The 25,607-nt window shown below is 71.7% G+C and carries 22 protein-coding genes and 1 pseudogene; 5 read left to right on the top strand and 18 right to left on the bottom strand.

What is annotated here, in order from left to right; genetic code table 11:
- Positions 1–219: 219 nt before the first annotated feature.
- The 9 genes from AB0D59_RS39245 to AB0D59_RS39205 form a co-directional block, all read right to left on the bottom strand.
- The gene (locus AB0D59_RS39245; RefSeq protein ID WP_362575801.1) at positions 220–1,191 is read right to left on the bottom strand and encodes a BadF/BadG/BcrA/BcrD ATPase family protein; all 972 of its coding nucleotides are present in this window, start codon (positions 1,189–1,191) and stop codon (positions 220–222) included.
- Positions 1,182–2,450: a 6-phospho-beta-glucosidase gene (locus AB0D59_RS39240; RefSeq protein WP_362575799.1), complete on the bottom strand. Its 1,269-nt coding sequence runs from the start codon at positions 2,448–2,450 to the stop codon at positions 1,182–1,184. The genes AB0D59_RS39245 and AB0D59_RS39240 overlap by 10 nt, the downstream gene beginning before the upstream one ends.
- 6 nt (positions 2,451–2,456) lie before the next feature.
- Complete coding sequence (locus AB0D59_RS39235; protein WP_362575797.1) at positions 2,457–3,353, bottom strand: carbohydrate ABC transporter permease; 897 nt, start codon at positions 3,351–3,353, stop codon at positions 2,457–2,459.
- 2 nt (positions 3,354–3,355) lie between these two features.
- Positions 3,356–4,324, bottom strand: a complete 969-nt coding sequence (locus AB0D59_RS39230) for a sugar ABC transporter permease (protein WP_362575795.1) — start codon at positions 4,322–4,324, stop codon at positions 3,356–3,358.
- A gap of 2 nt (positions 4,325–4,326) precedes the next feature.
- Complete coding sequence (locus AB0D59_RS39225) at positions 4,327–5,670, bottom strand: ABC transporter substrate-binding protein (protein WP_362575793.1); 1,344 nt, start codon at positions 5,668–5,670, stop codon at positions 4,327–4,329.
- Between the two features lie 81 nt (positions 5,671–5,751).
- On the bottom strand, positions 5,752–6,963 hold the full coding sequence (locus AB0D59_RS39220; protein WP_362575792.1) for an ROK family transcriptional regulator: 1,212 nt from the start codon (positions 6,961–6,963) through the stop codon (positions 5,752–5,754).
- 331 nt (positions 6,964–7,294) lie between these two features.
- On the bottom strand, positions 7,295–8,128 hold the full coding sequence (locus AB0D59_RS39215; protein WP_362575790.1) for a hypothetical protein: 834 nt from the start codon (positions 8,126–8,128) through the stop codon (positions 7,295–7,297).
- A 429-nt stretch (positions 8,129–8,557) separates the two neighbouring features.
- Positions 8,558–9,181: a Uma2 family endonuclease gene (locus AB0D59_RS39210; protein ID WP_362575788.1), complete on the bottom strand. Its 624-nt coding sequence runs from the start codon at positions 9,179–9,181 to the stop codon at positions 8,558–8,560.
- A gap of 136 nt (positions 9,182–9,317) precedes the next feature.
- A complete protein-coding gene (locus AB0D59_RS39205) occupies positions 9,318–10,421 on the bottom strand; it encodes a mechanosensitive ion channel family protein (RefSeq protein WP_362575786.1) in 1,104 nt (367 codons plus the stop codon).
- Between the two features lie 349 nt (positions 10,422–10,770).
- Here AB0D59_RS39205 and AB0D59_RS39200 point away from each other — a divergent pair, with 349 nt between their 5' ends.
- The gene (locus AB0D59_RS39200; protein ID WP_181805740.1) at positions 10,771–11,307 is read left to right on the top strand and encodes an HNH endonuclease; all 537 of its coding nucleotides are present in this window, start codon (positions 10,771–10,773) and stop codon (positions 11,305–11,307) included.
- Between the two features lie 36 nt (positions 11,308–11,343).
- On the opposite strand, the gene AB0D59_RS39195 is transcribed toward AB0D59_RS39200, so the two are convergent.
- The 5 genes from AB0D59_RS39195 to AB0D59_RS39175 are packed head-to-tail and all read right to left on the bottom strand — an operon-like array spanning position 11,344 to position 15,533.
- A complete protein-coding gene (locus AB0D59_RS39195; protein WP_362575784.1) occupies positions 11,344–11,958 on the bottom strand; it encodes a hypothetical protein in 615 nt (204 codons plus the stop codon).
- Positions 11,955–13,271 (bottom strand): hypothetical protein, encoded by a 1,317-nt coding sequence (locus tag AB0D59_RS39190; protein WP_362575782.1) that lies wholly within the window; start codon positions 13,269–13,271, stop codon positions 11,955–11,957. Before AB0D59_RS39190 ends, AB0D59_RS39195 begins: the two co-directional genes overlap by 4 nt.
- Positions 13,268–14,029: an ABC transporter ATP-binding protein gene (locus AB0D59_RS39185; protein ID WP_362575781.1), complete on the bottom strand. Its 762-nt coding sequence runs from the start codon at positions 14,027–14,029 to the stop codon at positions 13,268–13,270. The genes AB0D59_RS39190 and AB0D59_RS39185 overlap by 4 nt, the downstream gene beginning before the upstream one ends.
- Entirely contained in the window at positions 14,026–14,955 is a 930-nt protein-coding gene (locus AB0D59_RS39180; RefSeq protein WP_362575779.1) for a zf-HC2 domain-containing protein, read from the bottom strand. Before AB0D59_RS39180 ends, AB0D59_RS39185 begins: the two co-directional genes overlap by 4 nt.
- Entirely contained in the window at positions 14,952–15,533 is a 582-nt protein-coding gene (locus AB0D59_RS39175) for an RNA polymerase sigma factor (protein ID WP_362575839.1), read from the bottom strand. The genes AB0D59_RS39180 and AB0D59_RS39175 overlap by 4 nt, the downstream gene beginning before the upstream one ends.
- Before the next feature lie 182 nt (positions 15,534–15,715).
- Here AB0D59_RS39175 and AB0D59_RS39170 point away from each other — a divergent pair, with 182 nt between their 5' ends.
- The 3 genes from AB0D59_RS39170 to AB0D59_RS39160 all read left to right on the top strand — a co-directional run bounded on the left by AB0D59_RS39170 (position 15,716) and on the right by AB0D59_RS39160 (position 18,579).
- Positions 15,716–15,901 (top strand): hypothetical protein, encoded by a 186-nt coding sequence (locus AB0D59_RS39170; protein WP_362575837.1) that lies wholly within the window; start codon positions 15,716–15,718, stop codon positions 15,899–15,901.
- Positions 15,902–17,992: a 4-alpha-glucanotransferase gene (gene malQ / locus AB0D59_RS39165; RefSeq protein WP_362575777.1), complete on the top strand. Its 2,091-nt coding sequence runs from the start codon at positions 15,902–15,904 to the stop codon at positions 17,990–17,992.
- A gap of 320 nt (positions 17,993–18,312) precedes the next feature.
- The gene (locus tag AB0D59_RS39160) at positions 18,313–18,579 is read left to right on the top strand and encodes a hypothetical protein (protein WP_362575775.1); all 267 of its coding nucleotides are present in this window, start codon (positions 18,313–18,315) and stop codon (positions 18,577–18,579) included.
- A gap of 89 nt (positions 18,580–18,668) precedes the next feature.
- Here the strand turns inward: AB0D59_RS39160 and AB0D59_RS39155 are convergent, their stop codons facing one another.
- Positions 18,669–19,268, bottom strand: coding sequence for a TetR family transcriptional regulator (locus AB0D59_RS39155; RefSeq protein WP_362575773.1), 600 nt, complete (start codon positions 19,266–19,268; stop codon positions 18,669–18,671).
- Positions 19,269–19,537: 269 nt separating this feature from the next.
- On the opposite strand from AB0D59_RS39155, the gene AB0D59_RS39150 reads away from it, so the two are divergent.
- Complete coding sequence (locus AB0D59_RS39150) at positions 19,538–21,082, top strand: FAD-dependent monooxygenase (RefSeq protein ID WP_362575771.1); 1,545 nt, start codon at positions 19,538–19,540, stop codon at positions 21,080–21,082.
- Positions 21,083–21,180: 98 nt separating this feature from the next.
- Here the strand turns inward: AB0D59_RS39150 and AB0D59_RS39145 are convergent.
- From AB0D59_RS39145 to AB0D59_RS39135, 3 genes and pseudogenes are all read right to left on the bottom strand, one after another.
- Positions 21,181–21,561, bottom strand: a pseudogene (locus AB0D59_RS39145) (DUF5707 domain-containing protein); the annotation flags it as partial.
- Positions 21,562–21,993: 432 nt separating this feature from the next.
- Complete coding sequence (pepN, locus tag AB0D59_RS39140) at positions 21,994–24,585, bottom strand: aminopeptidase N (RefSeq protein WP_362575769.1); 2,592 nt, start codon at positions 24,583–24,585, stop codon at positions 21,994–21,996.
- Between the two features lie 99 nt (positions 24,586–24,684).
- Entirely contained in the window at positions 24,685–25,473 is a 789-nt protein-coding gene (locus AB0D59_RS39135) for a glucose 1-dehydrogenase (protein WP_362575767.1), read from the bottom strand.
- Positions 25,474–25,607: the final 134 nt, after the last annotated feature.

Raw genomic sequence — 25,607 nt, 5'->3', positions numbered from 1 at the left:
ATGAATACGCCGGGGGAATCGGTTCGGTTCCGGAGGGGTCGTGTGGGGGCGTTCGGGCTGCGGGCGGCGGGGGTTGGCGCGCCCACGCGGCGGAGCCGCACATCGATACGGCCCCGCGCCCCTGACGGGGCGCGTCGCCCGCCGCTGGGGCGCGGCGGCACCCTGCAAGCGCAGGTAAGCGACCCCACCCCCGCCCGAGGTCCCGACCCCCGCCCACCGTCACCCCTCGAAATACGCCCGCACCCTCCCCTGCACATCCGCTCCCGCCCCCACCGTGTCCAGCCCCAGCAGTGCCGCTCCCAGGACCGGACGCGCCGTCACCACCCTCGGTACCGCCTTCGGGGCGCGGGCCGCCAGCAGTTCCCGCACTCCGTCGTCCAGTTGCGGGTGACCGCCCGTCAGCACGCCACCTCCCAGCAGCACCGGCGTCTCCTCGTCCAGCAGGTCGAGGCGGGTCAGGGCGACCGTGGCCATCGTCGCGACCTCCTGGGCCAGCCGGTCCACCACCGAGCGGGCGATCGGGTCGCCGTCGGCCGCCGTCGCGAACAGCACCGGCGTCAGCTCGTGCCGGCGGCCGTACTCGACGCGTTCCAGGTGCAGCGCCTCGATCAGCGCGTACATGGACGTCAGCCCGAAGTGCGCCGGCAGGGTGTGGACCAGGGCCGTCGGCCCGCCGCGGCCGTCCTCCGCCCGTGCCCCGTGCCAGAGGGCCTCCTCGGCCAGTCCCCAACCGCCGCCCCAGTCACCGGAGATGCGCCCTATCGCGGGGAAGCGCGCGGTGCGGCCGTCGGGGCGCATGCCGACGCAGTTGATGCCCGCCCCGCACACCACGGCCACGCCCCGGGGCTCGGCCACGCCCGCCCGCAGGATCGCGAAGGTGTCGTTGCGGACGGTCACCGAACCGCCCCAGTCGCGGGCGGCCAGCGCGGCGGCCAACTGCTCCTCCTCCACTGGCAGATCGGCGTTGGCCAGGCACGCGGAGACATGGGCGACCGAGGTGACGCCGGCGGCGGCGTACGCCTCGGCGACCGCCGCCGCCACCTCGTCCACGGCCTGCTCCACGCCCACCACCGGCGGCCGGAAGCCGCCGCCGCGAGCCGTGGCGAGGACCTCGCCGTCCGCCGCCACCACCGCGACGTCGGTCTTGCTGTTGCCCGCGTCGATGGCGAGGACAGGTGCGGTCAGGCCCACGCGAGGTGCTCCCGGTTGTGCGCGATCAGTCGGTCGGTCAGGGCTTCGGCGTACTCGTACTGGCCGACGAGGGGATGCGAGAGGAGGGCCTTGTACACACGGTCGCGGCCGCCGCGCAGCGCCGCCTCAAGGGCCAGGTCCTCGTACGCCGTCACGTTCGCCACCAGGCCGGCGAAGAGCGGGTCGACGTCCGGGACGGACAGCGGCACGGGCCCGCCCGCGCCGACCGCCGCCTGCACCTCGATCACCGCGTCGTCGGCGAGGAAGGGGAGCGTGCCGCCGTTGTAGGTGTTCACCACCTGGTAGGGGTTGCCGGCGCCGCCCAGCAGCGCCGCCGCCAGGTCCACCGCCGCCTCCGAGTAGTACGCGCCGCCCCGCTTGGCGAGCAGCTCCGGCTTCTCGTCGAGGGCCGGGTCGCCGTACATCTCCAGCAACTGTTTCTCCATCGCGGCCACTTCGGCCGCCCGGGACGGCTTGGTGCGCAGCTCCCGTACGACCTCGTCGTGCGCGTAGTAGTAGCGCAGGTAGTAGGACGGGATGACGCCGCCCAGGCGGTCGAGGAGCGCCGTCGGCAGCCTCAGGTCCGCGGCGATGGCGTCGCCGTGCTCGCCGAGCAGCTTGGGCAGCACGTTCTCGCCCTCGGGGCCGCCGAGGCGGACCGCGGTCTCCCAGGTGAGGTGGTTGAGGCCGAGGTGGTCCAGGTGGATCTCGGACGGCGTGACACCGAGCAGGTTCGCGAACTTCCGCTGGAAGCCGATCGCCACGTTGCACAGTCCGACCGCCCGGTGCCCGGCCTGGAGCAGGGCGCGGGTGACGATCCCCACCGGGTTGGTGAAGTCGATGATCCAGGCGTCCGGGTTGGCCCGGCGGACGCGTTCGGCGATGTCCAGGACGACGGGGACGGTCCGCAGGGCCTTGGCGAGCCCGCCGGCGCCGGTCGTCTCCTGGCCGATGCAGCCGCACTCCAGCGGCCAGGTCTCGTCCTGCTGCCGGGCCGCCTGGCCGCCGACGCGCAGCTGGAGCAGCACCGCGTCGGCGCCCTCCACGCCCGCGTCCAGGTCGGAGGTGGTGACGATACGGCCGCTGTGGCCCTGCTTGGCGAAGATACGGCGGGCCAGTCCGCCCACCAGTTCCAGGCGTTCGGCGGCCGGGTCCACCAGGACCAGTTCCTCGATGGGCAGGGTGTCCCTGAGCCGCGCGAAGCCGTCGATGAGTTCGGGGGTGTAGGTCGAGCCTCCGCCGACCACAGTGAGTTTCATACGTGGTTAACCCTTCACTCCGGTGAGCGTGACGCCCTCGACGAACGCCTTCTGGGCGAAGAAGAACACGAGGATCACGGGGGCCATGACCAGTACGGTCGCGGCCATGGTGAGGTTCCAGTCGGTGTGGTGCATGCCCTTGAACGACTCCAGGCCGTAGGACAGCGTCCAGGCGCCCGGGTTCTCCGAGGCGTAGATCTGGGGGCCGAAGTAGTCGTTCCAGGCGTAGAAGAACTGGAAGAGGGCGACGGCGGCGATACCCGGTTTCGCCATCGGGATCACCACCCGCAGCAGGGTGCGCAGATCCCCGCAGCCGTCCACCTTCGCCGCGTCCAGGTACTCGTTCGGGATCGTCATCAGAAACTGCCGCAGCAGGAAGATGGAGAACGCGTCACCGAACGCCATCGGCACGATCAGCGGCCACAGGGTGCCGGAGAGGCCCAGCTGCTTCGCCCAGAACAGGTACATCGGGATGATGACCACCTGCGGTGGCAGCATCATCATCGAGATCACCAGCATGAGTGAGAGATTGCGGCCCCGGAAACGGAACTTCGCGAGCGCGTACGCCACGGGCAACGAGGAGACGACCGTCAGGACGGTGCCCAGGCCGGCGTAGAACAGCGTGTTGCGCCACCAGGTCAGGAAGCCGGGGGTGTCGAAGACCTTCCGGTAGTTGCCCCACTCCCAGGTGTGCGGGATCAGGTCCCGGCTGAGCGCCTGGCTGTCGCTCATCAGCGAGGTCAGGAACACGAACACGAAGGGAAGGGTGAAGAAGAGGGCGGCGGCGACACCGAGGGAGTGGACCGCCACCCAGTTCAGCAACGCCTTGCGGCGGGCGGTGCGTTCGGCCGAGGTCATCGGCTGCCCGGCCACGTCCACCGGCCGGTCCAGTACCTGGGCCATGTTCAGTCACCTGCCTGGATGAGACCGCCCCGGCGCCGCATCAGGAACGACGTGAACACCATGGACAGGACGAAGAGGACGAGGGCGACGACACACGCGGAGCCGTAGTCGAAGCGCTGGAAACCGAGGTTGTAGACGAGCTGGGGCAGGGTGAGCGTCGACTTCTCCGGATACCCGGGCTCGAACTGGGTGCCCGCGCCCTGGATGACCCCCGAGGCGACCTTCCCGGCGATGAGCGGCTGGGTGTAGTACTGCATCGTCTGGATGACACCCGTGACGACCGCGAACATCACGATCGGCGAGATGTTCGGCAGCGTCACGTACCGGAAGCGCTGCCAGGCCGACGCGCCGTCCAGCTCCGCCGCCTCGTACTGCTCCGCCGGCACGTCGAGCAGCGCGGCCATGAAGATGACCATCAGGTCGCCGATGCCCCACAGCGCCAGCAGGGTCAGCGCCGGCTTGGACCAGGTGGGGTCGTTGAACCAGCCCGGGGCCGGGATGCCGATCTTCTCCAGGATCGAGTTGACCGGGCCCGTGCCGGGGTTGAGGAGGAAGGCGAAGGCCATGGTGGCCGCGACCGGCGGGGCCAGGTAGGGCAGATAGAAGAGGGTGCGGAAGACGCCCGTACCCGTCTTGATCTTCGTGATGAGCATGCCGATGCCGAGGCCGAAGACGACCCGGAGCGAGACCATCACGACCACGAGCCACAGGGTGTTGCGCATCGCGGGCCAGAAGTAGGGATAGTGCTCGAAGACGTACGTCCAGTTCTTCGTGCCGTTCCACGTCGGCGGTTTGAAACCGTCGTAGTGCATGAACGAGAAGTAGACCGTCGAGATCAGCGGATACGCGAAGAAGACCGCGAAGCCGATCAGCCAGGGCGACATGAAGGCGAGAGTGCGAAGTGCTTGTTTCCTGCGCTTCGCCACAAGGCCAGAGCTGCGGCGCTTCGACGCCAGTGTGATCGTGCTCATCGCTACTTCGCCTGCGCGATGTCCGTGTCGATCTGCGCGGCGGCCTGCTTGAGGCCCGCCTTCAGGTCGGTGACCTTGCCGCTCTCGTAGTCGTAGCCGAGCTGCTGGATCGTCACCAGGTACACACCGCCGTTGACGGAGGCCGGTGCCGTCGTGGAGTCCGGGTTCGCGGCGATGTCCAGGAACGTCTTGAACCGCGGGTCGTACTTCAGTTTCGGCGACTTCAGGGCGGCCAGCGTGGACGGCACGTTGTGGATGGCGTTGGAGAAGTCCACCACCGCGTCCGTGTCGGTGCTGATGTACTTCACGAACTCCCAGGCCGCGTTCTGCTTCTTGCTGGTGGCGGCGACACCGGCGATGGTGCCGGTGATGTAGCCCTTGCCGTACTGGGCGGCCTGGTCGTCGGGAACCGGCATCGGGGCGACACCTATGTCGAAGTTCGGCTTGGCGTCCAGGGCCATGCCGAGCCGCCACTCGCCGTCGAGCTGCATGGCGACCTGGCCGGTCTGGAAGGGGTGCTTGGGGCCCCACTCGTCGCCGAGCGTGGCCCGGAATGTCTCCAGCTTCTTGTAGCCGCCGAGCTGGTCGACGAGGTCTTTCTGGAGCGTGAAGGACTTCTCGAAGGCCGGGTCCTTGGCGACGTTCGACTTGCCCTGGCTGTCGAAGTACGTCGGCGAGAACTGTCCGAGGTAGTGCTCGGTCGTGGTCTCCCAGCCGTGGTAGTCCGGCATGAATCCGAGCTGCTTGTAGCTGTCACCCTGAGCGATCGTCAACTTCTTCGCGTCGGACTCGAATTCGGACCAGGTCTTCGGCGGGCCGGCGATGCCGGCCTTCTTGAACGCCGTCTTGTTGTAGTAGAGCCCGTACGCGTCCCCGAGCAGCGGCACCGAGCAGCGGTTGCCCTCGAACTGGGTGTACTCGTTCATCGGCTTCGGGAACGTCGTCTCCGGGTCGATGCCCGACTTCTTGAAGAAGGGGTTGAGGTCGACCAGCGCGCCCGAGTCGCAGAACTTGCCGACGCTGTTGGTGGTGAAGGACGAGATGACGTCCGGGGCCTTGTCGCCGCCGGTGCGCAGCGCCTGGTTCATCTTGTCGTCGGTCATGTTGCCGACGACGTTGACGTGGATGTTGGGGTGCGCCTTCTCGAAGCCGGCGATCAGCGCGTTGACGGCCTTGACCTCGCTCGGCGCGCTCCAGGCGTGCCAGAAGTTGATGGTGGTGTCCGCGGAGGCGTCGTCGGTGGCGCCGGAGGAGGACTGGCCGGTACAGGCGGTGAGAAGGGCGAGCGAACCGGTCAGGGCGGTCAGGGCAAAAGCCGTCTTTCGGGCAGCGGAGGGTATGGGCATGGCAAGGTCTCCCAAGGGCGGGCGGTCAGGGAAGGGGCCGGTGCGGGGGGCTGAAAGGGGCTGGTGCGGGGCTGGTACGGATCAGCGCGAGGTGTCGAAGACCTCGTCGCGGGTGGTCGCGAGCGCACTCTCCAGTGCGCCGCGCAGCACGGGGTGTTCCTGGACGTCGCCGACGACGAGCCGCGGCCGGGCGGCTGCCAGCTCCTCCAGCTCGGCCTGGACCAGGGCGCGCAGTACTTCGCCGCCGGAGGTCAGGACGGTGCCGCTGAGGACGACGAGTTCGGGGTCGAGGACGGAGACGAGGGAGGCGAGACCCGTGGCGACCCGGGTCGCGTAGGTCCGCAGGAGTTCGTGGTGCGGTCCGCTGCCGTGATCGGCGGCGCGGGCGACGAGCGCGGCGGCCACCTCGGAGTGCGACCCGGTCGGCAGGTCCCCGATGCCGAGCGCGCCGGCCAGCCTGGGCAGCGACTGCGCACCGGCGAGTTCCTGGTAACCGCCGCTGTTGGCCTTGATGACCTGGCGGACCAGCGGGGTGCCCGGCACCGGCAGGAAGCCGACCTCACCGGCACCGCCGGTCCAGCCGCGGTGCAGCCGGCCGCCGAGGACCAGGGCGGCGCCGAGGCCCTCCTCGTTCCACAGCAGCACGAAGTCGCCGTGGCCGCGGGCCGCGCCGAGCCGCTGTTCGGCGATGGCGACGAGGTTGACGTCGTTCTCGTACTCGACCGGCATCGGCAGCGCGGCGGCGAGGTCGTCGAGCAGCGCGGGGGTGTGCCAGCCGGGCAGGTGCGAGGCGTAGCGCAGCCGGCCGGTGTTGGGGTCGAAGGCGCCGGGTGTGCCGATGACCAGCCGGCGGACGTCGTCCCTGGCCAGCCCGGCCGCCTTCACGGCACCGTCGAGGGCGTCGGTGACCTGCCGTACGACGGACTGGGCCGACCGCCTTCCCGGGGTGGGGAGTTCGTACTCGCCGACGGTACGGCCGGTGACGTCGGCGACGGCGGCCCGGATCCGGGCCGGGTTGACGTCGAGCCCGGCGGCGTAGGCGGCGGCCGGATTCACCGCGTACAGCTGGGCGTTGGGGCCCGGCCGGCCCTCGCTCGTGCCGGTCGCCAGCACCAGCCCGGCCGCCTCCAGGCGGGCCAGCAGCTGGGAGGCGGTCGGCTTGGAGAGGCCGGTGAGCTTGCCGATCCGGGTCCTCGACAGCGGGCCGTGCTCCAGCAGCAGGTCCAGTGCGGCGCGGTCGTTCATGGCGCGGAGTACGCGCGGGGTGCCCGGCGTACCGGCGGTTCCTGCCATGCGGTTCGACACCTGCCTTTCCAGCCGCTCAGTTTCCCAGTGACCTGGGTGATCGGTCCACCCGGGTGACCCGCCCGGATCACTGGCCCGATCACTGGCCCGGATCACTGGCCCGGATCACTGGCCCGGATCACTGGCCCCGACGGCTCACCGGATCGCTCATCCGTTGATCACTGTTAGGAAAGTTTCCTGTTGGCTGGAAAACGTAGGGCGCCGGAAGGAGAGCGTCAATAGCCCGCCGGCGCGGCAACCCACTCGTTACCTGCGCTCGGACGCACGAAGGGCCCGCCCGGAAGACCGGACGGGCCCTGTGGTGAGGCGACCGCAGGGGCTACTTGACCTTGATGAAGTCACCCGTGGCCGTCGCCGCCGCGGTGGTCGTCGTACCGGCGAAGACATAGCGGTAGTAGCCGCTCTTCGACGCCTTCACCGTGGTGGACAGGGCGCCGCCGGTGCCGGAGGTGATGCCCTTGACGTCCGTGTACGTCTTGCCGCCCTCGGCGCGGAACTGCAGGACGGCCTTCTGTCCCTGGTAGCCCTTGTATGCGACGGCGTCCCAGTCGGCCCGGGTCAGCTTGCCCTTGACGGTGATCGTCTTGCCCTTGGTCACCGGCTCCGGCGAGGCGTCGGCGGTCAGCTTGGCCGCGCGCTGCACCTTGGCCGTGCCGAGGTTGCCCCAGATCGCGGTGCCCGAGTTGGAGCTGAGGAAGTCGTCCGAGACGGTGCCGTCGACGTAGCTGTAGAAGCCGCCGGCCTTCCAGGTGGTGGCGTCGGCGGCCTCGAACAGGCCCTCCTCCGGGGCGATGACGATCTTCTCGGAGCAACTCGCGGTGACGGTCGTGTCCGTAGTCGCCGTCGTCGTGCAGGTGGGCAGGTCGTCGGGGCCGACCACGTTCTGCAACGACTTCAGGGTGCCGCGGTAGAGGATCACGCCGGCGAACGACGAGTCGCCGTCCACGTCCACGTCCACGGGCCGGGTCAGGGTGTACGTCACCGGCACGCTCACCGACTTGGTGGTGCCGACCACGATGGCCTTGCCGTTGTTCACCTTGATGCCGGTGAACTTCAGATCGGGCGTGCTCGTGGCCGCGGAGGCGGCGGGCGCCGCGAGTCCGGCCAGGGCCAGGGCGCCGGACAGGGCGGCGCCTATGGCGAGCTTTCTCATGTATCCCCACATTCACTACGGGTCCCCGGGCGACTTCGCGCTCCAGAACAAGGACCCGTGGTGGAGTGACCCTAGATGATCGCGGGACGCGCGGAGAATGCGGGGGAGCTGTGAAGAACATCTGAATCCGGCCGGACCCCGCTCCGTGATCAGGACTCCGTAAGGATCTTCGTCGCGCCTGGTCAGGCGGGCCCTTCTGATGGCTTCCTGCTCTTGGATCCCGGCACCGGCCAGGAGAACGGCGACTGAATATGGCCCCTCGAAGAGAGCTGAGTCCACCGGGGAGGCCCGCGTCGAGGTCCGCGCCGGCAACGTCTTGAGGGCGGCGTCGTCCTCTTCCGGGGCGCCGTCTTCGTCGCGCTCTGTCAGATGGTGCGCACACTCGAACAGATGGTGCGCACACTCGAAGGCCGTTGAGCCGAGGGCCGCTCAGTCGCCGCGGAAGGGGGCCGTGTCGAGGGTGGGGTAGGGCGCCGGGAGGGGGAGCGGGTCGCCGAGGCTCACCTTCTCGTCGGTCTTGTAGTAGGCCTCGGTGGGGTCGTCGCCGGGGAGGACGGGGTCGGTGTAGCAGTGGGCGGTCTTGGAATGGCGGTTGATGAGGACATAGACAGGTACACCGGCGGCCGCGTAGGTGCGGAACTTGGGACCGGTGTCCGTTTCGTGGTTGGTGGAAGTGACCTCGCCGACGAGGGCGATCATGTCGATGGGATACCAGCCCCTGTGGGCTCTGCGATACGACTCGTCGAGTTCGGTCGGAGTGCGGCGGCAGACGTAGAAGTCCGGGACGACCAAAGCCATCGTTCGACCGTCTGGGTGGGGCACTCGGAAGCCATCGTTCACGCCGGCCAGGTCCAGTCCGGCCAGGTGAAACTGGACGATGAGCTTCACGGCACCCGCATTGTGCCGGTGTTCTGGCTGAGGTGGCACGTAGCCCGTCCCCTCGACGAACTCCGCTCGAATTGGCATCGGCGACGCTGCCTTTTCGAGCGCGATCAACAGGTCGATGGGGTCCGCCTGCGGCCTGACCGGTTCCATGATCGGCTCCGCGCTCATCGCTGGGTCTCCTCGTAGGATTGATGCCAGGCTAAGCCTGCGCTGGGTGCCCCGGCAGCATGATGGGGCACCCCGCACGTCGTGAGACGCCGGAATGCTCCACCGTTCACTCGAACGAGTGTGCTGAACCGTTCCGCTACTTCCCCGCCGTCGGCGGCCGCTGCGCAGCGATCGGTGTCGTGGCCGCCACCTGCGGGGAGTCCGCGTTGGCGAACGCCGACGGTGCCGCCACGGCCGCCGTCGGGTCCGGGGCCTCGTCCTCCGAGAGTGCGGTGGGGGCGCCGCCGACCATGCTGATGTCCGCCTCGTCGAAGGCCCGCTTGATCCGCCAGCGCAGCTCGCGCTCCACCGTCAGGGCCTTGCCGGGCATGGTCCTGGCGGAGAGGCGGACCACCATCGAGTCGATGAGGACGGAGTCCAGGCCGAGGATCTGGATCGGGCCCCACAGCAGCTCGTTCCAGGGCTCCTCCTTGGCCATCTTCTCGGCGACCTCGTCCAGGGTGGCCCGCATCCGGTCCAGGTCCTCGCTGGGCCGGACGGTGACGTCGACACCGGCCGTGGCCCAGCCCTGCGAGAGGTTGCCGATGCGCTTGATCTCACCGTTGCGGACGTACCAGATCTCTCCGTTGTCGCCGCGCAGCTTGGTCACCCGCAGGCCGACCTCGACCACCTCGCCGGAGGCGACCCCCGCGTCGATCGAGTCGCCGACGCCGTACTGGTCCTCCAGGATCATGAACACGCCGGACAGGAAGTCCGTGACCAGGTTGCGGGCGCCGAAACCGATCGCCACACCGGCCACACCGGCCGACGCCAGCAGCGGCGCCAGGTTGATCTGGAAGGCGGACAGCACTGTCAGCGCGGCCGTGCCCAGGATCACGAAGCTCGCCACCGACCGCAGCACGGACCCGATCGCCTGCGAGCGCTGCCGCCGCCGCTCGGCGTTGACCAGCAGCCCGCCGAGGGTGGTGCCCTCCGCCGACTCGACGGTCCGGTTCATACGGTCGATGAGCTTGGTTATCGCCCGCAGCACGACCCTTCTGAGGACCACCGCGATCACCAGGATCAGCAGCACCTTCAGACCTATCGCCAGCCATGTCGACCAGTTCTGCTCGACCCAGCTCGCGGCGTTCGTGGCGCTCTCCTGGGCGTCCTGGAGCGAGGGCACCGCCGGGGTGGACGATCCCGAGGGGGTCGGCGACGGCGACGGACCGGCGGCCGGCAGGACGGCGGGCAAGGACACGGCGGGTACCTCCAGGCGGTGCGGTACTGCCCTCCGGTACGGCGTTCACGGTCACGTACGGCGTTCAAGGTCACGAAAAGGTCACCGGACGGGCAGGATCACCACACTAACGGGGCATCGTGTGTGCGCCCGACGGATACGAGAAGGAGAGACCGTGCTCACTTCGCGGGCCTCCCGGTTGAACAGGCTCGCTTGAAAAGGGGGGTAGCCGGGGGATGAATGCGGTGTGGTCGAAAACACTCCCAGGCCGTTACGCGGACATGGTGGCGCGGCCACCAGGCAAGAGGGGACACTGACCACAGATCGTCCCGGCGCGAGCCACGCGCCGCCGACGCCCAAGGAGGCCCCCGTGCCGCATGTCCTGGTCCTCAACGCGTCGTACGAGCCGCTCGGCGTCGTACCGCTCCGCCGCGCGCTCGTCCTCGTCCTGGAGAACAAGGCAGTCGCCTTGGAGGAATCCGGCGCCTATATGCACAGCGCAACCGTCACAGTCCCCGCACCCAGCGTGGTCCGGCTCAAGCGATTCGTCCGGGTTCCCTACCGAGGGCCCGTTCCGCTCACCCGAAGGGCGCTCTTCGCGCGCGACGGGGGCCGGTGCATGTACTGCGGTGGCGTCGCAACCAGCGTCGACCACGTCATCCCGCGCAGCCGCGGGGGTCAGCACGTCTGGGACAACGTGGTCGCGTCGTGCCGTCGCTGCAACCACGTCAAAGCCGACCGCCATCTCTTCGAGATCGGCTGGCGGCTGCGGCACAAACCCGCCCCACCCACCGGCCTGGCCTGGCGCATCATCGGGACCGGCCATAGGGACCCGCGCTGGCTGCCCTACTTGCAGCCGTACGGCGCGGACGACGCCCTGGCCCGGATCGACGGCATCTCCGCCTGACGATCCGGGCTTTCGCATACCCCGTGGCTGCCCGCTTCAGCCACGGGGCCCTTCGGTGCGGGCACCGCGTACGACATACAGCGCACCGCCCACCGCGAACGCCCCCAGCGCCGCCGCCCAGGCGCCAGGTTGCGCGCCCGGTTGCACGGGCCACGCCCACACCGTCGCCGCGCTTCCGCGCGCCCCCGCCGCGCCCAGGTACACGGCACTGACGTAACCGAAGGCCGGCAGCCAGCTCAGCCGGGCGCCGAGCAGCACCGCCGCCGCGGCCGTCACCCCGGTACAGCCCAGCGTGTTGCGGATCACGGCCGGTGGCCCGAAGGTCTCCGGATGCCCCAGCACCGCCAGCGGCAGCAGCACGGCCGCGAGCGCGGTGAGCCCGGCCAGCTGGGCCAGCCGGCGCGGCCACCACGGCCGTACCGCCGTGCGGTCCAGTTCGTCGGAGGGCGAGTACAGGCTCACCCCGATCACCGCGGCCGCCAGCAGCGGGGCCAGCGCGACCACCGGCACCCGGCGGTCGGGGTCCAGGAAACCGTTCAGGCGGGCCGCCGCCCAGACGGCGAAGGCGGCCGTCCCGGCGAGCGCGACGAGGCTGGCGGGAACCGCGCGGGAGCGGGCGTAGAGAGCGAGTGGTCGCCGGACGGAGTTCACAGGGCCGGCACCCCCTTCGGGTCGCACGCGGCCCGGGCCGCGAAGTACGCCGACAGCCAGCTTCGGCGTTCCGCACCGCTCATCGCCGCCAGCCGGGCCCGGGCGGCGCGCCGCTCGGCCAGCGCGGCCCGGTGCTCCGCGTCGCCGTGGGCCTCCAGGCGGTCGAAATCCTCCTGTGAGGGCTCGGGCGAGAGGTAGTTCTCGACCGCGTCGTCGGCCCGGTCGATCCGCTTGTCCGACAGCTCGTCCGGACAGTCGCCGCGCAGCTCCAGCGCCCCCACCGCCTGCCGCGCGAACATCCCGGGATCGGTCAGCCGCCCCCGCACGAACGACCAGCCGAGCGGCGTCAGGGACGGCAGCTGCGCCTCGTCCTCGCGCGGCTCGCCGTACCGGTCCGCCCAGCGCACCGGCAGGTTCCGTACGCCCTCCAGCCTGCCGGTGACGCCCGACAGCGCCTCGGTGAGCCGCGGGAGGGCACCCGCGTACCGGGCGTTCACACACACCGCCGGGGTGACGGACGCGTCGCACATCTGCCGGTGGACGAGCGGGTCGGTGCGCCACAGCCCGTCCCCGGTCTGCGTGAGCAGCACGGCGGCGGCCGTCGCGGCGGCCAGCGGCAGCAGGGCGGTCCACCGGCGCCCGGCCGCGTACGCCAGTACGGCCGCCCCCGCCAGGCCTCCCGCCCAGACCGCCATCGCGGACGGCTGCCACCACACCGGCACTTGGGTCTCCATGACCGAGAACGCGGGGTTCAGATACCGCCCGGCCCCCTCGTGCGCCGCCGCCGTCAGCCCCAGCCCGACATACCCGGCCGTCGCCAGCAGCGGAGCCGCGAGCCGTGAGGGCACCAGCCGCCCCACCGCATGACCGACCAGCACCGCGGCCCCCGACACGAACGCGTCGGTGGGCACCAGGGTCAGCCGGGGACCGTCCCCCAAGGCGTACGGCCAGGTCGCGAGCAGCGCCAGCCCCGTCGCGCCCGCGTACCCGGCGACCACCCAGAGCGCCGTCGGCAGCGCGGACACCAGGAACCGGGCCAGCGGCGGCCGTACCGCCGTCCCCCACAGCTCCTCCGTACGGCGCCGCCGCTCCCGCCCGCCCTGCCAGCAACCCGCCGCCGCGGCCGCCGGAACCGTGATCAGCACGGCGTTGTGCAGCTGGACGGCCGTCTCCGCCCAGCCGCCCTGCCACTTGTCGGCCGACGCGGCGAGCAGCACGCCCAGCGTCAGCAGCACGGTGAGCCCGGCCCAGGGGGCGAAACCCCGGCGGGCTTCCGTACGGAAAGGCGCCGCCGCCTGTGTCATGGCGTTCATCGCAGCGCCTCCGTGGTGCGGTGGGTGCGCAGGGCCGTCGTGTAGCCGCGCTCGATGGGATGATCGCCGGGGCCGTCGGACACCTCGCCCAGGGCGGCCAGCGCTTCGGGTGTGCCCCGGTAGGCGACCCGGCCCGCGTCCAGAAGGGTGACCTCCGTACAGGCCGCCGCCACGTCCTCCACCAGGTGGGTGGAGACGACCACGGTCGCCGAGGCGCCCAGCTCGCGCAGCAACTCGCGGAACTCCACGCGTTGTTCGGGGTCCAGGCCGGCGGTCGGCTCGTCGAGCAGCAGGACCTCCGGTTCGTTGACGACCGCCTGCGCGATGCCGACCCGGCGGACCATGCCCCCCGACAGCGTCCGGATCCTCGCGTCGGCCCGGTCGGCGAGCCCGACCCGGGTCACCGCCCGCTCCACGGCCGCCGGGACCTCGGCGGCCGGCATCTCCTTCAGCCAGGCCACGTACGCCACGAACTCCCGCACCGTGAACCCCGGGTAGTAGCCGAACTCCTGCGGCAGATAGCCCAGCCGGGCGCGTACCTCGCCGAGGGCGCGATGCCCGGCGGTGTCCCGGCCGAGCAACTGCACCCGGCCCGCGGTCGGCCTGGCGACCGTCGCCAGCACCCTGATCAGCGAGGTCTTCCCGGCGCCGTTCGGACCCAGCAGCCCGTGCACGCCGGTGCCGAGCGCGAGGTCGACCGAGTCCAGGGCGACGGTCCGGCGGTGCCGGACGCACAGGCCGGTCACTCGTATGCTCAACGGTTCTCCAAGTGGTCGTAGGCGCCCCGGCGGACGGCCAGGAGCGCGGCGCACGCGACGGCGGCCGCGGCCCAGCCGGCCTGGGTGCCGTCGAAGCGGGCGGACAGCTGTCCGGCCAGCCGTGCGGTGAACGGGCCGCCGTGGTCGGCGACGGCCGGGACGAGGACGGCGGCCAGCCAGCTGCCCCCGATCACCGCGGTCGCGGTACGGCAGCCGACGTAGGACGCGAGCGCCAAAGAGCCGAGGGTCAGCGCGAGGCCCGGCAGCAGCCAGTCGGCGGCGCCGGGGGCGCCCGAGGCGGGCAGCGCGGCGCCGGTGACGGTCAGCGCGGGGAGGCTCACGGCGAGGACGGCGGCGGTGCGGGTGAGCGCGAGGCGCAGACCGCCGGAGGGGGTGGCCGCGGTGATCTCGTACAGGGGGTCGGCGTGCGGGCCGTAGGAGAGGGCCACGCCGGCCACGGGGACGACCGGGGCGAGGGTGAGGAGGAGGGTGCGGGTGGCCTCGTAACCGGCGGCGCGGTCCAGGAGGAGGGCGGTGAGGCTTACCGCGAGGAGGGCCAGCAGCCAGGTGCCTCTCAGGGCGGGGCCCAGGGACCAGAGGGCGGGGTGGAGACGTGAGGGCCGGTGCGGCCGGGTGGGGGCTCGTCGCGCCGACGCGGCGGAGCCGCGCATGTCAGAGCGCCGCGCCCCCATGGCGCGCGTTGTGGGGGCCGTCGGTGCCGAGTCCCCCACCTCTGCCAGTACCAGGTCCCGTATCTCCGCCAGTGCCGGTCCCGCTGCTGTGTTCCGCACCGCCGCTGATACTCGGGTCGCGCAGGTCGTGCAGGTTTCCAGGTGCTTCTCCAGGGACCACGCTTCTGTTTCCGGCAGGGAGCCGTCGGCATAACGCAGGGTGAGGTCGTCCGAGGCGTGCCAGATCGCCGTCATGCCGGGCCTCCCATCGGCGAGGGGTTCAACTGGGCCAGGGCGGCGCGGAGTTCGGCCCGTGCCCGGAGCGCGCGGGACTTGACCGTGCCCTCCGGTATACCGAGCAGCCGCGCGGTCTCCCGGGTGCTCAGGCCGTCCACGACCGTCGCCCGCAGCACCTCGCGGAGTTCGGGGGAGATCCGGTCCAGGGCGGTGCCGACATCGCCGTACTCCAGGCCCGCGAGCACCCGGTCCTCCGCGGAGGGCGTGACGGCGGGGTCGGGCAGGGGCTCCACCCGTGCGGCCCGTTCCTGCACCCGGCGGGCGTCCACCAGCCGGCGGGCGGCGATCGTCCACAGCCAGCCGCCGGCCTCCTGCCCGCGATGCCCGGCCGCCGACCGCCACACCGTGACGAAGGTGTCCTGGAGCACCTCCCGCACCACCTCGGGGTCGGCGCAGCGCCGGGTCAGTCGTGCGTGCAGCCAGCCCGCGTGGCGGTCGTACAGGACGGCCAGCGCCGAGCCGTCGCCGGCCGCGACGGCCCGTAGCAGCGCCGCGTCCCCGTCGGCCGTCTCGTCGTTCTCCCGGTGGCCCCCCATGGGGCGGAACAGTCTCACACCGTCTTTATCGATCACCCGGACGCGATCGGTTCGCCGGGCGCTGGGACGGCCGTGGGGAGTGCCCTCGCCACGATGGGGTAGGCCTGCCGAGACGCGGCATACGCCGCGGTACCCGACGTCAGGACAAGGAGGCCACCGTGGCCGCAACGGTTCACCATCCGATCCCGGCCCAGTTCAAACCCCCGGTGGAGACCGAGGAGGAGTCCCGTCTGTGTGTGTTCAGCGCCGAGACCGTCTGCGCGGAGGCGCCGCTGACCAGCGAGCCGCCGCTGCCCGACGCCGAGCCCCTCACCAGCGAACCGCCGCTCGCCGACGCGACCCCGCTGACCAGTGAGCCGGGGTTGTAGATGAGCGAAGCCCTGGACCGGGGGCTGTGCCGGCTGGCCGAGCTGCACGGCGTCGCCACCTCCTACAGCCCGTCCCCGGACCGTACGGTCGCGGCCTCCGCCGGCGCCGTGACCGCCGCGCTGGCCGCCCTGGGCGTCGACGCGAGCGGCCCGGAGGCCGTCCGCACCGCCCTCGCCGACCGGGAGCGGGACCTCGCCGAACGGCTGCTGCCGCCGACGGTCGTCCACTGGGCCGGCTCCGGCGACCCCGCCCTCGACCTGCCCGCCGGTACCCGGCTGGAGGTACGGACGGAGGACGGGGAGACCCGGGACGACGTACGGGACCTGCCGACGGGCGTGCACCTGCTGACCGCCGCCGCGCCCGACGGCCGTACCGCCCGCGCCCACCTGATCGTCGCCCCCGACCGGCTGCCCACCCCGGCCGGCCGCTCGTACGGACTCCTCGTCCAGCTGTACTCGCTCCTCTCCCGCCGCTCCTGGGGCATGGGCGACCTCGGTGACCTCGCCGAACTGGCCGACTGGGCAGGACGCACCGCCGGTGCCGGATTCGTCCAGGTCAACCCGTTGCACGCGGCCGTGCCCGGCCCCCCGACCGACCCCTCCCCGTACCGCCCCTCCTCCCGCCGTTTCCCCGACCCGGTGCATCTGCGACTGGAGTCCGTCCCCGAGTACGTCCCGGACCCCGCCCTCGCGGAACGCGCCGAGCGCCTGCGCGCCGCCGTCCTCGACCAGGGCGCCCACATCGACCGGGACGCGGTCTGGGAGCTGAAGCGGGAAGCGCTGGAGGCGCTGGCCGCCGTACCGCTCACCCCCGCCCGGCAGGCCGCCTACGACGCCTTCCGCGCCGAACAGGGACCGGCCCTGGAGGACCACGCCACCTGGTACGCGCTCGCCGAGCGGCACGGCTCCGACTGGCACCGGTGGCCCGAGGCCCTGCGCGACCCCCGCTCACCGCAGACCGCCCGGGCCCGCGCCGGGCTGCGTGACCGGGTCGCCTTCCACTCGCGGCTCGCCTGGCTCACCGACACCCAGCTCATCGCCGCCCAGCACACCGCCCGCGAGGCCGGGATGCCGGTCGGGATCGTGCATGACCTCGCCGTCGGCGTGCACCCCCAGGGCGCGGACGCCTGGGCGCAGCGCGCGTTCTTCGCCGCCGGGATGTCCGTCGGCGCCCCGCCCGACGCCTTCAACGCCCGCGGCCAGGACTGGGGCCTGCCGCCCTGGCGTCCCGACCGCCTCGCCGCCTCCGGCCACGCCCCCTACCGCCAGCTGCTGCGCGCCCTCTTCCGCTACGCCGGCGCCCTGCGCATCGACCATGTGATGGGCCTGTTCCGGCTGTGGTGGGTGCCGGAGGGCCGACCGCCCACGGAGGGCACCTACGTCCGCTACGACGCCGAGGCCATGCTCGCCCTGCTGGCCCTGGAGGCGACCCGGGCGGGGGCGGTGGTGATCGGGGAGGACCTGGGCACCGTGGAGCCGGGGGTGCGCGAGACGCTCCAGCGGCACGGGGTGCTCGGTACGTCGGTGCTCTGGTTCGAACGGGACTGGGACGGCGACGGCCGCCCGCTCCCCCCGGAGCGCTGGCGCGCCGACTGCCTCGCCACCGCAACCACCCACGACCTGCCGCCCACCGCCGCCCGCCTCACCGGCGAGCACGTCGAACTCCGCGACCGGCTGGGCCTGCTGACCCGTCCGGTGGCCGAGGAGCGGGCGGACGCGGCGGCCGACACGGCGGAGTGGCTGGCCCTGCTGACCAGGCTGGGCCTGCTGGCCGTGTCCGACGCCGGTGACGAGGAGGCCGAGATCCAGGCCGTCCACCGCTTCCTGCTCCGCACCCCGGCCCGCATGGTCGGCCTCTGGCTCCCCGACACGGTCGGCGACCGCCGCCCCCAGAACCTCCCCGGCACCTGGGACCAGTACCCGAACTGGCGCCTCCCGATCGCCGATGCGACGGGCCGCCCGGTGACACTGGAGGAGCTGATGGAATCAGGGAGGGTTCGGGCACTCCTGGCGGTACTGCGGTCGGACAACCCGCCCGACCAGGAGGAGAACGACCGCGCGGTGCCTCTTCCCAGCCCGTCCGGGGCATGAGACCGGTTGAGACCCGTTGAGACCGGTGGTTGACCGGCACCGCCGTCCGGCTCGTTCCGGCTCGTTCCGGCTCGTTCCGGGGTGTGAGGCGGTGGTCGGACGGTGTCGGTTCTCGGACGGCCGGGCGGGCGGTCGCGACGGGGCCCAGCCGCATCTGCAACGCACCTGCAACCCGTCCGGTGTCGGAGGGGCGAGGACGAGGCCGTTCAGGCCGATACGGAGCTCCGGGCGGCAGCCCCGGAACGGTCGCCGTGGTGTGCGGGCCGCGTACGGGGACCCCGGACGCGCGCCCCTCAAGTCGGCCCGCTAACTTTGGCAACGTGGACAAGAAGAACGCCCTGCGCGCCGGCGCCCTGGCTGCCGGTACGACGCTGATGATGCTGCTCATGTCGTCCCCTGCCCTCGCGCTCACGCGTGACGACGGCGACGACCCCGGCAATGGCCTGAGCGTCATCGAGACGCTGGGTCTCTACGTCCTGATCCCGCTCGTGCTGTTCGCGGTCATCGCGGGCCTGGTCATGGTGCTGGACAAGTCCAAGATCCGGGTCACCAAGCCGGGCACGACGAAGGCCAAGGCGAAGGCCTGACCTCCGCTTCTCCACCGAGGGCGCCGGTCGCCTTCCGTACATCCCCCGACGGGATGTACGGGAGCTGACCGGCGCCCTCGGCGCGTCGCTCAGGGGCTCGGCGCGGTCAGATACCGCTGCAGGGTCGGCCCGAGCCATGCCAGGATCTCCTCCGGCGCCAGCGCCACCACCGGCGGCAGCCGCAGCACGTAACGGGTGAGTGCGAGCCCCATCAACTGCGCGGCGCACAGCCCCGCCCGTGTCCGCACCTGCTCGGGGTCCGGGCACACCCGCTGGGCCACCGGTACCACCTGCTCCCGGAAGATGCCCTGCAGCCGCTCGGCCCCCGCCTTGTTGGTGATGCCGACCCGCAGCACCGCGGTGAGCTCCTCGTTCGTCTCCCAGAGGGTCAGGAAGTGGGCCACCAGCGCCCGCCCGACCTCGGTGCGCGGCACCTGGGACACGTCAGGCATCCGCAGATCGAGCGCGACGGCCGCCGCGAACAGGCCGTCCTTGTTGCCGAAGTAGCGCATGACCATGGACGGGTCGATGTGCGCGTCCCTGGCGATGGCGCGGATGGTGGCCCGCTCGTAGCCGTCGGTGGCGAAGCGCTCGCGGGCCGCGGCCAGGATGGCGGAGCGGCTGGCGTCGGAGCGGCGTGCCGCCGAGCCGTTCGTGGGCTCTGTGTTTCTGCTGGGGGTGCCGGTCATGCCAACGAGCGTAGGCCAACATATGTGGGCCAACAAGTGTAGGCCAACGAGTGTGGGCCAACACCTGTTGACTCTCGCGCCTGCCCCGCCCTATGCTTGCCAACAAGTGTTGACCAACAAGTGTTGACCAACGCCCGTAGGCCCACAGCCGTTGACCAGCTAACGGTGACCCGCAGCCGTTGACCACAAACGGTGACCCGCAGCCGTTGGCCAACAACTGTTGGCCCACAACCGTGGGCCAACGAGCGTTGCCGCCCCAGGAGGCCCTCATGAACGGCACGACTGGCCCCACCCCTCAAGCCCCCCACGCCGACCAAGCCCCCCACGCCGACCAAGCCCCCCACGCCGACCAAGCCCCCCACGCCGACCAAGCCCCCCACGCCGACCAAGCCGCCCACGCCCCCCACGTGATCGTCGTCGGCGCCGGTCCCACCGGCCTGCTCCTGGCCGGTGACCTCGCCGCCGCCGGCGTCCCGGTCACCCTCCTGGAGAAGCGGCCCCACAAGACCAGCAAGCTCTCCCGCGCCTTCGTCCTGCACGCCCGCGCCCTGGAGCAGCTCGACGCCCGTGCCGTCGCCGACGACCTGGAGGCCGTCGGCCGGCCGCTGACCCGGCTCAACCTCTTCGACGGGCTCACCCTCGACCTCGGCGGCCTCCCCTCCCGTTTCCGGCATGTGCTGGTGCTCCCGCAGTACGAGGTGGAGAAGGTGCTGGAGCGCCGCGCGGTCGAGGCGGGCGTCGACTTCCGCTACGAGTCCGAGGTGACGGGGCTGACGCAGGACGCCGACGGGGTCACCGTCCACGTCGAGGGCGCCGAGGACCTGCGGGCCGCGTACGTCGTCGGCACCGACGGCATGCGCAGTGCCGTGCGGGAGGCGATCGGGCTGCCGTTCCCGGGACGGTCGGCCATCCGGTCCGTCGTCCTCGCCGACGTACTGCTCGACGAGAAGCCCGAGACGCTGATCACGGCCGCCGCGGTCGGCGACGCGTTCGTCTTCCTCGCGCCCTTCGGCGACGGCTACTACCGGGTCATCTGCTGGCACCGCGGCCGCGACGTCCCCGACCACGAGCCGGTCGACCTCGACGAGGTCAGGGAGATCACCCGGCTGGTCCTGGGCCGGGACTTCGGGATGCACGAGGCCCGCTGGATGTCCCGCTTCCACAGCGACGAGCGGCAGGCGCCCGGCTACCGGGTGGGCCGGGTCTTCCTGGCCGGCGACGCCGCGCATGTGCACACCCCGGCCGGCGGCCAGGGAATGAACACCGGTCTGCAGGACGCGGCCAACCTGAGCTGGAAGCTCACCGCCGTCCTGCACGGCCACGCCACCCCCGACCTGCTCGACACCTACCAGGCCGAACGCCACCCCGTCGGCAGGTCGGTCCTGCGCAGCAGCGGCGCGCTCGTCCGTCTCGCGATGGCCAAGGGCTGGCAGCTGCAGGTGCGGGCCGCGCTCATCACGGCCCTCGGCCGGCTCGCCCCCGTCCGCCGCAGGATCACGGGCCAGATCACCGGCGTCGGCTACAGGTACCCGGCCCCGAGGGGCGCCCACCCCGTCACCGGCGCCCGGGTCCCCGACCTCGCCCTGGCCGGCGGCGGCCGTCTCTACGAGGCTCTGCGCGGTGGCCGGTTCGTCCTGGTCACCCCGGGGTCGTACGACGCGGGCGAGGGGCGCGCGGACCGGCTGGCCGTGGCGCACTGGGCGAGCGACCGCGGTACGACGCTGCTGGTGCGGCCCGACGGGTACGTGGCCTGGGCGGCGGAGGACGCCCGGGGCGCGGACATCGAGTCGGCGCTGACCGCGCACGTCGGCTGAGCGGATCCCACCGGCGGCGGACCGGCGCAGCCGACGGTGAAGTCGCTCACCCTGGTGTCCAGGGTGGTGCTGCCGTCCTCGGCGGTGGCGAGTACGGCGATGTGCCAGGCGCCGTGCGGGGTCGACGCGGCGTCGGCGGCGGACACCGCGGCCCGGTACGCGCACCGGGTGGTGTCTGTCTCGGCCGGCTCGCAGGCCGCCGACTCCACCTCGGCCATGTCCTTGGCGGTCGGCGGCTTCTTCGCGAACCCGGACTTCTCCCGCCACGCCAGCACCTTCAGGCTCTTCACCCCGGAGGCCGCGGTGACCTCGGTGGAGAAGGTGAGCGAACCGTCCCGGCCCCCGGCGGGCGCGGTGTAGCGGGCGGTGCTGTGCGCGAAGGCGGGCGGCTGGTCCCCCGCGTAGGCGAGGGCGAAGGCCCCGGCGCCTGTGAGGACGACGACACCGGCGGCGACGGACAGAGCGGTACGACGGGACATGACGGGTTCTCCGTGACGGTCTGAGTGCGCGACTGGACGAACCGGCGCTCCGTACCGCGCCGTTGCGCCGATGCTCGCAACCCACGGGCACCCCGGGCGTGAGCACGGGTACTCGACTCCCCCTGGGTGATGGGGAGCGGGGGACTCGGGGGCACCCTTGACAGCCGTTACGACGGGAGTTCCCATGGGGACCATCAACGTCCTTACCGAAAGGGGGAGTTGAAATGCCTACCAAGATCGAGATCCGCCCGTTGGACAAGAAGGAAACCACAGGGGACAGCAACGCCAACGGCACCTGACCGGACCGCGGGTGCGCACGATGCTGGACCTCGCCGCACGACTGTGCACATGAGGAAGGGGGCGCCCGGGGCATCGGCCCCGGGCGCCCCCTTCGTCGTACCGTCGGCTACTCGCTACTCGCTACTCGCCGCGCTACTCGGCCGCCGCGTCCGCCGCCTGGGCCCGCAGGGCGCGCTCGACGCCCGCGCGGGACTCCGAGACGAGGCGGGCCAGGGCCGCGTTCGGCTGGGCCGCGGCCAGCCAGGTGTCCGTCTTGGTGACGGTCTCCTCGGAGACCTGGAGGGCCGGGTAGAGGCCGATCGCGATCTGCTGGGCGATCTCGTGCGAGCGGGTGTCCCACACCGACTTCAGGACCTCGAAGTACCGGTCCGTGTACGGCGCCAGCAGCTCACGCTGGTCGGTCTGGACGAAGCCGCCGATCACCGCCTCCTGCACGGCGTTCGGCAGCTTGTCGGACTCGATGACCGACGCCCACGCCTCGGCCTTCGCCTCCTCGGTCGGACGGGCGGCACGGGCGGTGGCCGCGTGGCGCTCGCCGGCGGCCGTCTTGTCCCGCTCGTACTCGCCCGCGATCTCCGCCTCGTCGAACCGGCCGACCGCCGCCAGCCGCTCCACGAACGCCCAGCGCAGGTCGGTGTCGACGGCCAGGCCCTCGATCGTGTGGGTGCCCTCCAGCAGGCTGTCCAGGAGGTCCAGCTGCTCCGGGGTGCGGGCGGTCGCCGCGAACGCGCGGGCCCAGGCCAGCTGGTGGTCGCTCGCCGGGGCGGCGGACCGCAGATGGGCGAGGGTGGCGTCGGTCCAGCGGGTGAGCAGGGCCTCGCGGGCGGTCGGGTCGGCGTACAGCTCGACGGCGAGCTTCACCTGGCGGTGCAGGGACTGCACGACACCGATGTCGGACTCCTTGCCGATGCCGGCCAGCACCAGGGACAGGTACGCGCGGGCGGGCAGTTCGGCGTCGCGGGTCATGTCCCAGGCCGACGCCCAGCACAGCGCGCGGGGCAGGGAGGACTCGAAGTCGCCCAGGTGCTCCGTCACGAACTGCAGCGACCGCTCGTCCAGGCGGACCTTCGCGTAGGACAGGTCGTCGTCGTTGAGCAGGAACACCGCCGGCCGGCGGCGGCCGGTCAGCTGCGGTACGGCGGTCAGTTCGCCGTCCACGTCCAGCTCGATCCGGTCGGCGCGGACCAGCTTGCCACTGGCCTCGTCCACGTCGTACAGGCCGATCGCGATCCGGTGCGGGCGCAGGATCGGCTCGCCCTTGGCGCCGGCGGGCAGCGCCGGGGCCTCCTGGCGGATGGCGAAGGAGGTGACGACACCGGCCCCTCCTTCGCCGTCTGTCTCGATCTCCGGGCGCAGGATGTTGATCCCGGCGGTCTGGAGCCACTTCTTCGACCAGGTGCTCAGGTCACGCCCGGAGGTCTCCTCCAGGGCACCCAGCAGGTCGGACAGGCGCGTGTTGCCGTACGCGTGGCGCTTGAAGTACGCCTGCACGCCCTTGAAGAACTCGTCCATGCCGACGTAGGCGACGAGCTGCTTCAGGACGGACGCGCCCTTGGCGTAGGTGATGCCGTCGAAGTTGACGAGGACGTCGTCCAGGTCGCGGATCTCGGCCATGATCGGGTGCGTGGAGGGCAGCTGGTCCTGCCGGTACGCCCAGGTCTTCATGGAGTTGGCGAACGTCGTCCACGAGTGCGGCCAGCGCGAGCCGGGCGCGTACGCCTGGCAGGCGATGGAGGTGTAGGTGGCGAACGACTCGTTCAGCCACAGGTCGTTCCACCACTCCATGGTGACCAGGTCGCCGAACCACATGTGGGCCAGCTCGTGCAGGATGGTCTCGGCCCGCGTCTCGTACGCCGCGTCGGTCACCTTGGACCGGAAGACGTACTGGTCGCGGATGGTCACCGCGCCCGCGTTCTCCATCGCGCCCGCGTTGAACTCCGGCACGAACAGCTGGTCGTACTTCTTGAACGGGTACGCGTAGTCGAACTTCTCCTGGAACCAGTCGAAGCCCTGCCGGGTCACCTCGAAGATCGCGTCCGAGTCCAGGAACTCGGCGAGCGAGGGCCGGCAGTAGATGCCGAGCGGCACGCTCTGCCCGTCCTTCTCGTACACGCTGTGCACCGAGTGGTACGGGCCGACGATCAGCGCGGTGATGTACGACGAGATGCGCGGCGTCGGCTCGAAGGTCCATACGTTGGGCAGCGAGTCATTGGGCTCGGGCGTCGGCGAGTTGGAGACGACGGTCCAGCCGCTCGGCGCCTTCACCGTGAACTGGAAGGTCGCCTTGAGGTCCGGCTGCTCGAAGCTGGCGAAGACCCGGCGGGCGTCCGGCACCTCGAACTGGGTGTAGAGGTAGGCCTGCTCGTCGACCGGGTCGACGAACCGGTGCAGGCCCTCGCCCGTGTTGGTGTACGCGCAGTCCGCCACGACCCGCAGGACGTTGCGGCCCGCCAGCAGGCCCGGCAGCGCGATCCGGGAGTCCTCGAAGACCTCGGCGGCATCGAGCGGGTCGCCGTTCAGGGTGACCTCGTGGACCGCCGGGGCCACCAGGTCGATGAAGGAAGCGGCGCCTGCTTCGGCGACGTCGAAGCGCACCGTGGTCACGGACCGGTACGTACCGCCCTCCTGCGCGCCGGAGAGGTCGAGATCGATCTCGTACGAGTCAACGGTGAGCAGCTTCGCCCGCTGCTGCGCCTCTTCGCGAGTCAGGTTTGTGCCAGGCACGCGGTCATCTCCTCGTTATGTGTGGGTTGCGCCATCCTTCCACGGCAGCCCGGCCCGGGCGACGAGGGAAAACCCCAGAGATCGTCCGGACGGGAGGTGTCAGGCGGCCGTCGTGCCGCCGTCGACCGGCATCGCCGCGCCGGTGACGAAGGAGGAGCGGTCGCTGCACAGCCACAGCGCGGCCTCGGCGACCTCGGCGGGGCCGGCCATTCGCTTCTGGAGAGTCTCGCCCTCGAACCGCTCCCGCAGCTCCGGCAGCGTCCGCACGGCCCGGTCCATCATCTCGGTGCGGGTGCTGCCCACCACCAGCGCGTTGACGCGGATGCCGCGCTGCGCGTACTCGGCCGCGGCGGCCCGGGTGAGCCCGAGGACGGCGTGCTTGGCGGCCACGTACGCCGCCGACGCCCCGGTCGCCCGCTGCCCCGCGACACTCGACGTGTTGACGATCGTGCCGCCGCCGGCCCCGAGCATCTCGGGGATCTGGAAGCGCAGGCAGTTCCAGACCCCGCGCACGTTGACGTCCATGGTCTGCTCGTAGACGTCCTGGCCGGTCTCGTGCAGCTCGGTGCCGGCGGTGCCGAACCCGGCGTTGTTGAAGGCGCAGTCCAGGCGGCCGAAGGCGGCGACGGCCGTGCGGACGACCCGCTCGACGTCGTCGGCCGAGGCCACGTCCGCCGGTACGGCCAGGGCCCGGCCGCCGTCGGCGCCGATCTCCTCGGCCAGCGCCCGCAGCCGGTCGGCGCGCCGGGCCGTCAGCACGACGGCCGCACCCTCCCGGGCGAACAGCCGCGCGGCGGCCGCCCCGATCCCACTGGACGCACCGGTGATGATGGCGACCTTGCCTTCGAGAACGCGCGAGGCGGCGCAGGCCGACTGGGTGTTGCTCATGCGTGGTGGCTCCCCTGGATGACGTACGTGAGCATCAGCGCCCCAAAGCGGCGCGGGGCTGTGCCGATATGCGGCTCCGCCGCGTGGGCGCGATCAGCCCCCACGTACCCGCACCCGCGCGACGGCCGATCCCG

Origin of the sequence: Streptomyces sp. NPDC048417 (assembly GCF_040651615.1) — a bacterium.
In the GTDB taxonomy this organism is placed as follows: Bacteria; Actinomycetota; Actinomycetes; order Streptomycetales; family Streptomycetaceae; genus Streptomyces.
Note: the sequence above shows the minus strand (reverse complement) of the source record. Positions and strands in the feature narration are given on the sequence as shown.

What these genes read in the sequence shown, in the direction of transcription:
- AB0D59_RS39230 (WP_362575795.1), bottom strand. Translation starts at nt 4,324, where the DNA reads ATGAGCACGATCACACTGGCGTCGAAGCGCCGCAGCTCTGGCCTTGTG.
- malQ (WP_362575777.1), top strand. Translation starts at nt 15,902, where the DNA reads ATGAGCGAAGCCCTGGACCGGGGGCTGTGCCGGCTGGCCGAGCTGCAC.
- AB0D59_RS39180 (WP_362575779.1), bottom strand. Translation starts at nt 14,955, where the DNA reads ATGACGGCGATCTGGCACGCCTCGGACGACCTCACCCTGCGTTATGCC.
- AB0D59_RS39215 (WP_362575790.1), bottom strand. Translation starts at nt 8,128, where the DNA reads ATGAGAAAGCTCGCCATAGGCGCCGCCCTGTCCGGCGCCCTGGCCCTG.
- AB0D59_RS39210 (WP_362575788.1), bottom strand. Translation starts at nt 9,181, where the DNA reads ATGAGCGCGGAGCCGATCATGGAACCGGTCAGGCCGCAGGCGGACCCC.
- AB0D59_RS39150 (WP_362575771.1), top strand. Translation starts at nt 19,538, where the DNA reads ATGAACGGCACGACTGGCCCCACCCCTCAAGCCCCCCACGCCGACCAA.
- AB0D59_RS39175 (WP_362575839.1), bottom strand. Translation starts at nt 15,533, where the DNA reads ATGGGGGGCCACCGGGAGAACGACGAGACGGCCGACGGGGACGCGGCG.
- AB0D59_RS39220 (WP_362575792.1), bottom strand. Translation starts at nt 6,963, where the DNA reads ATGGCAGGAACCGCCGGTACGCCGGGCACCCCGCGCGTACTCCGCGCC.
- AB0D59_RS39225 (WP_362575793.1), bottom strand. Translation starts at nt 5,670, where the DNA reads ATGCCCATACCCTCCGCTGCCCGAAAGACGGCTTTTGCCCTGACCGCC.
- AB0D59_RS39235 (WP_362575797.1), bottom strand. Translation starts at nt 3,353, where the DNA reads ATGGCCCAGGTACTGGACCGGCCGGTGGACGTGGCCGGGCAGCCGATG.
- AB0D59_RS39135 (WP_362575767.1), bottom strand. Translation starts at nt 25,473, where the DNA reads ATGAGCAACACCCAGTCGGCCTGCGCCGCCTCGCGCGTTCTCGAAGGC.
- AB0D59_RS39240 (WP_362575799.1), bottom strand. Translation starts at nt 2,450, where the DNA reads ATGAAACTCACTGTGGTCGGCGGAGGCTCGACCTACACCCCCGAACTC.
- AB0D59_RS39155 (WP_362575773.1), bottom strand. Translation starts at nt 19,268, where the DNA reads ATGACCGGCACCCCCAGCAGAAACACAGAGCCCACGAACGGCTCGGCG.
- AB0D59_RS39190 (WP_362575782.1), bottom strand. Translation starts at nt 13,271, where the DNA reads ATGAACGCCATGACACAGGCGGCGGCGCCTTTCCGTACGGAAGCCCGC.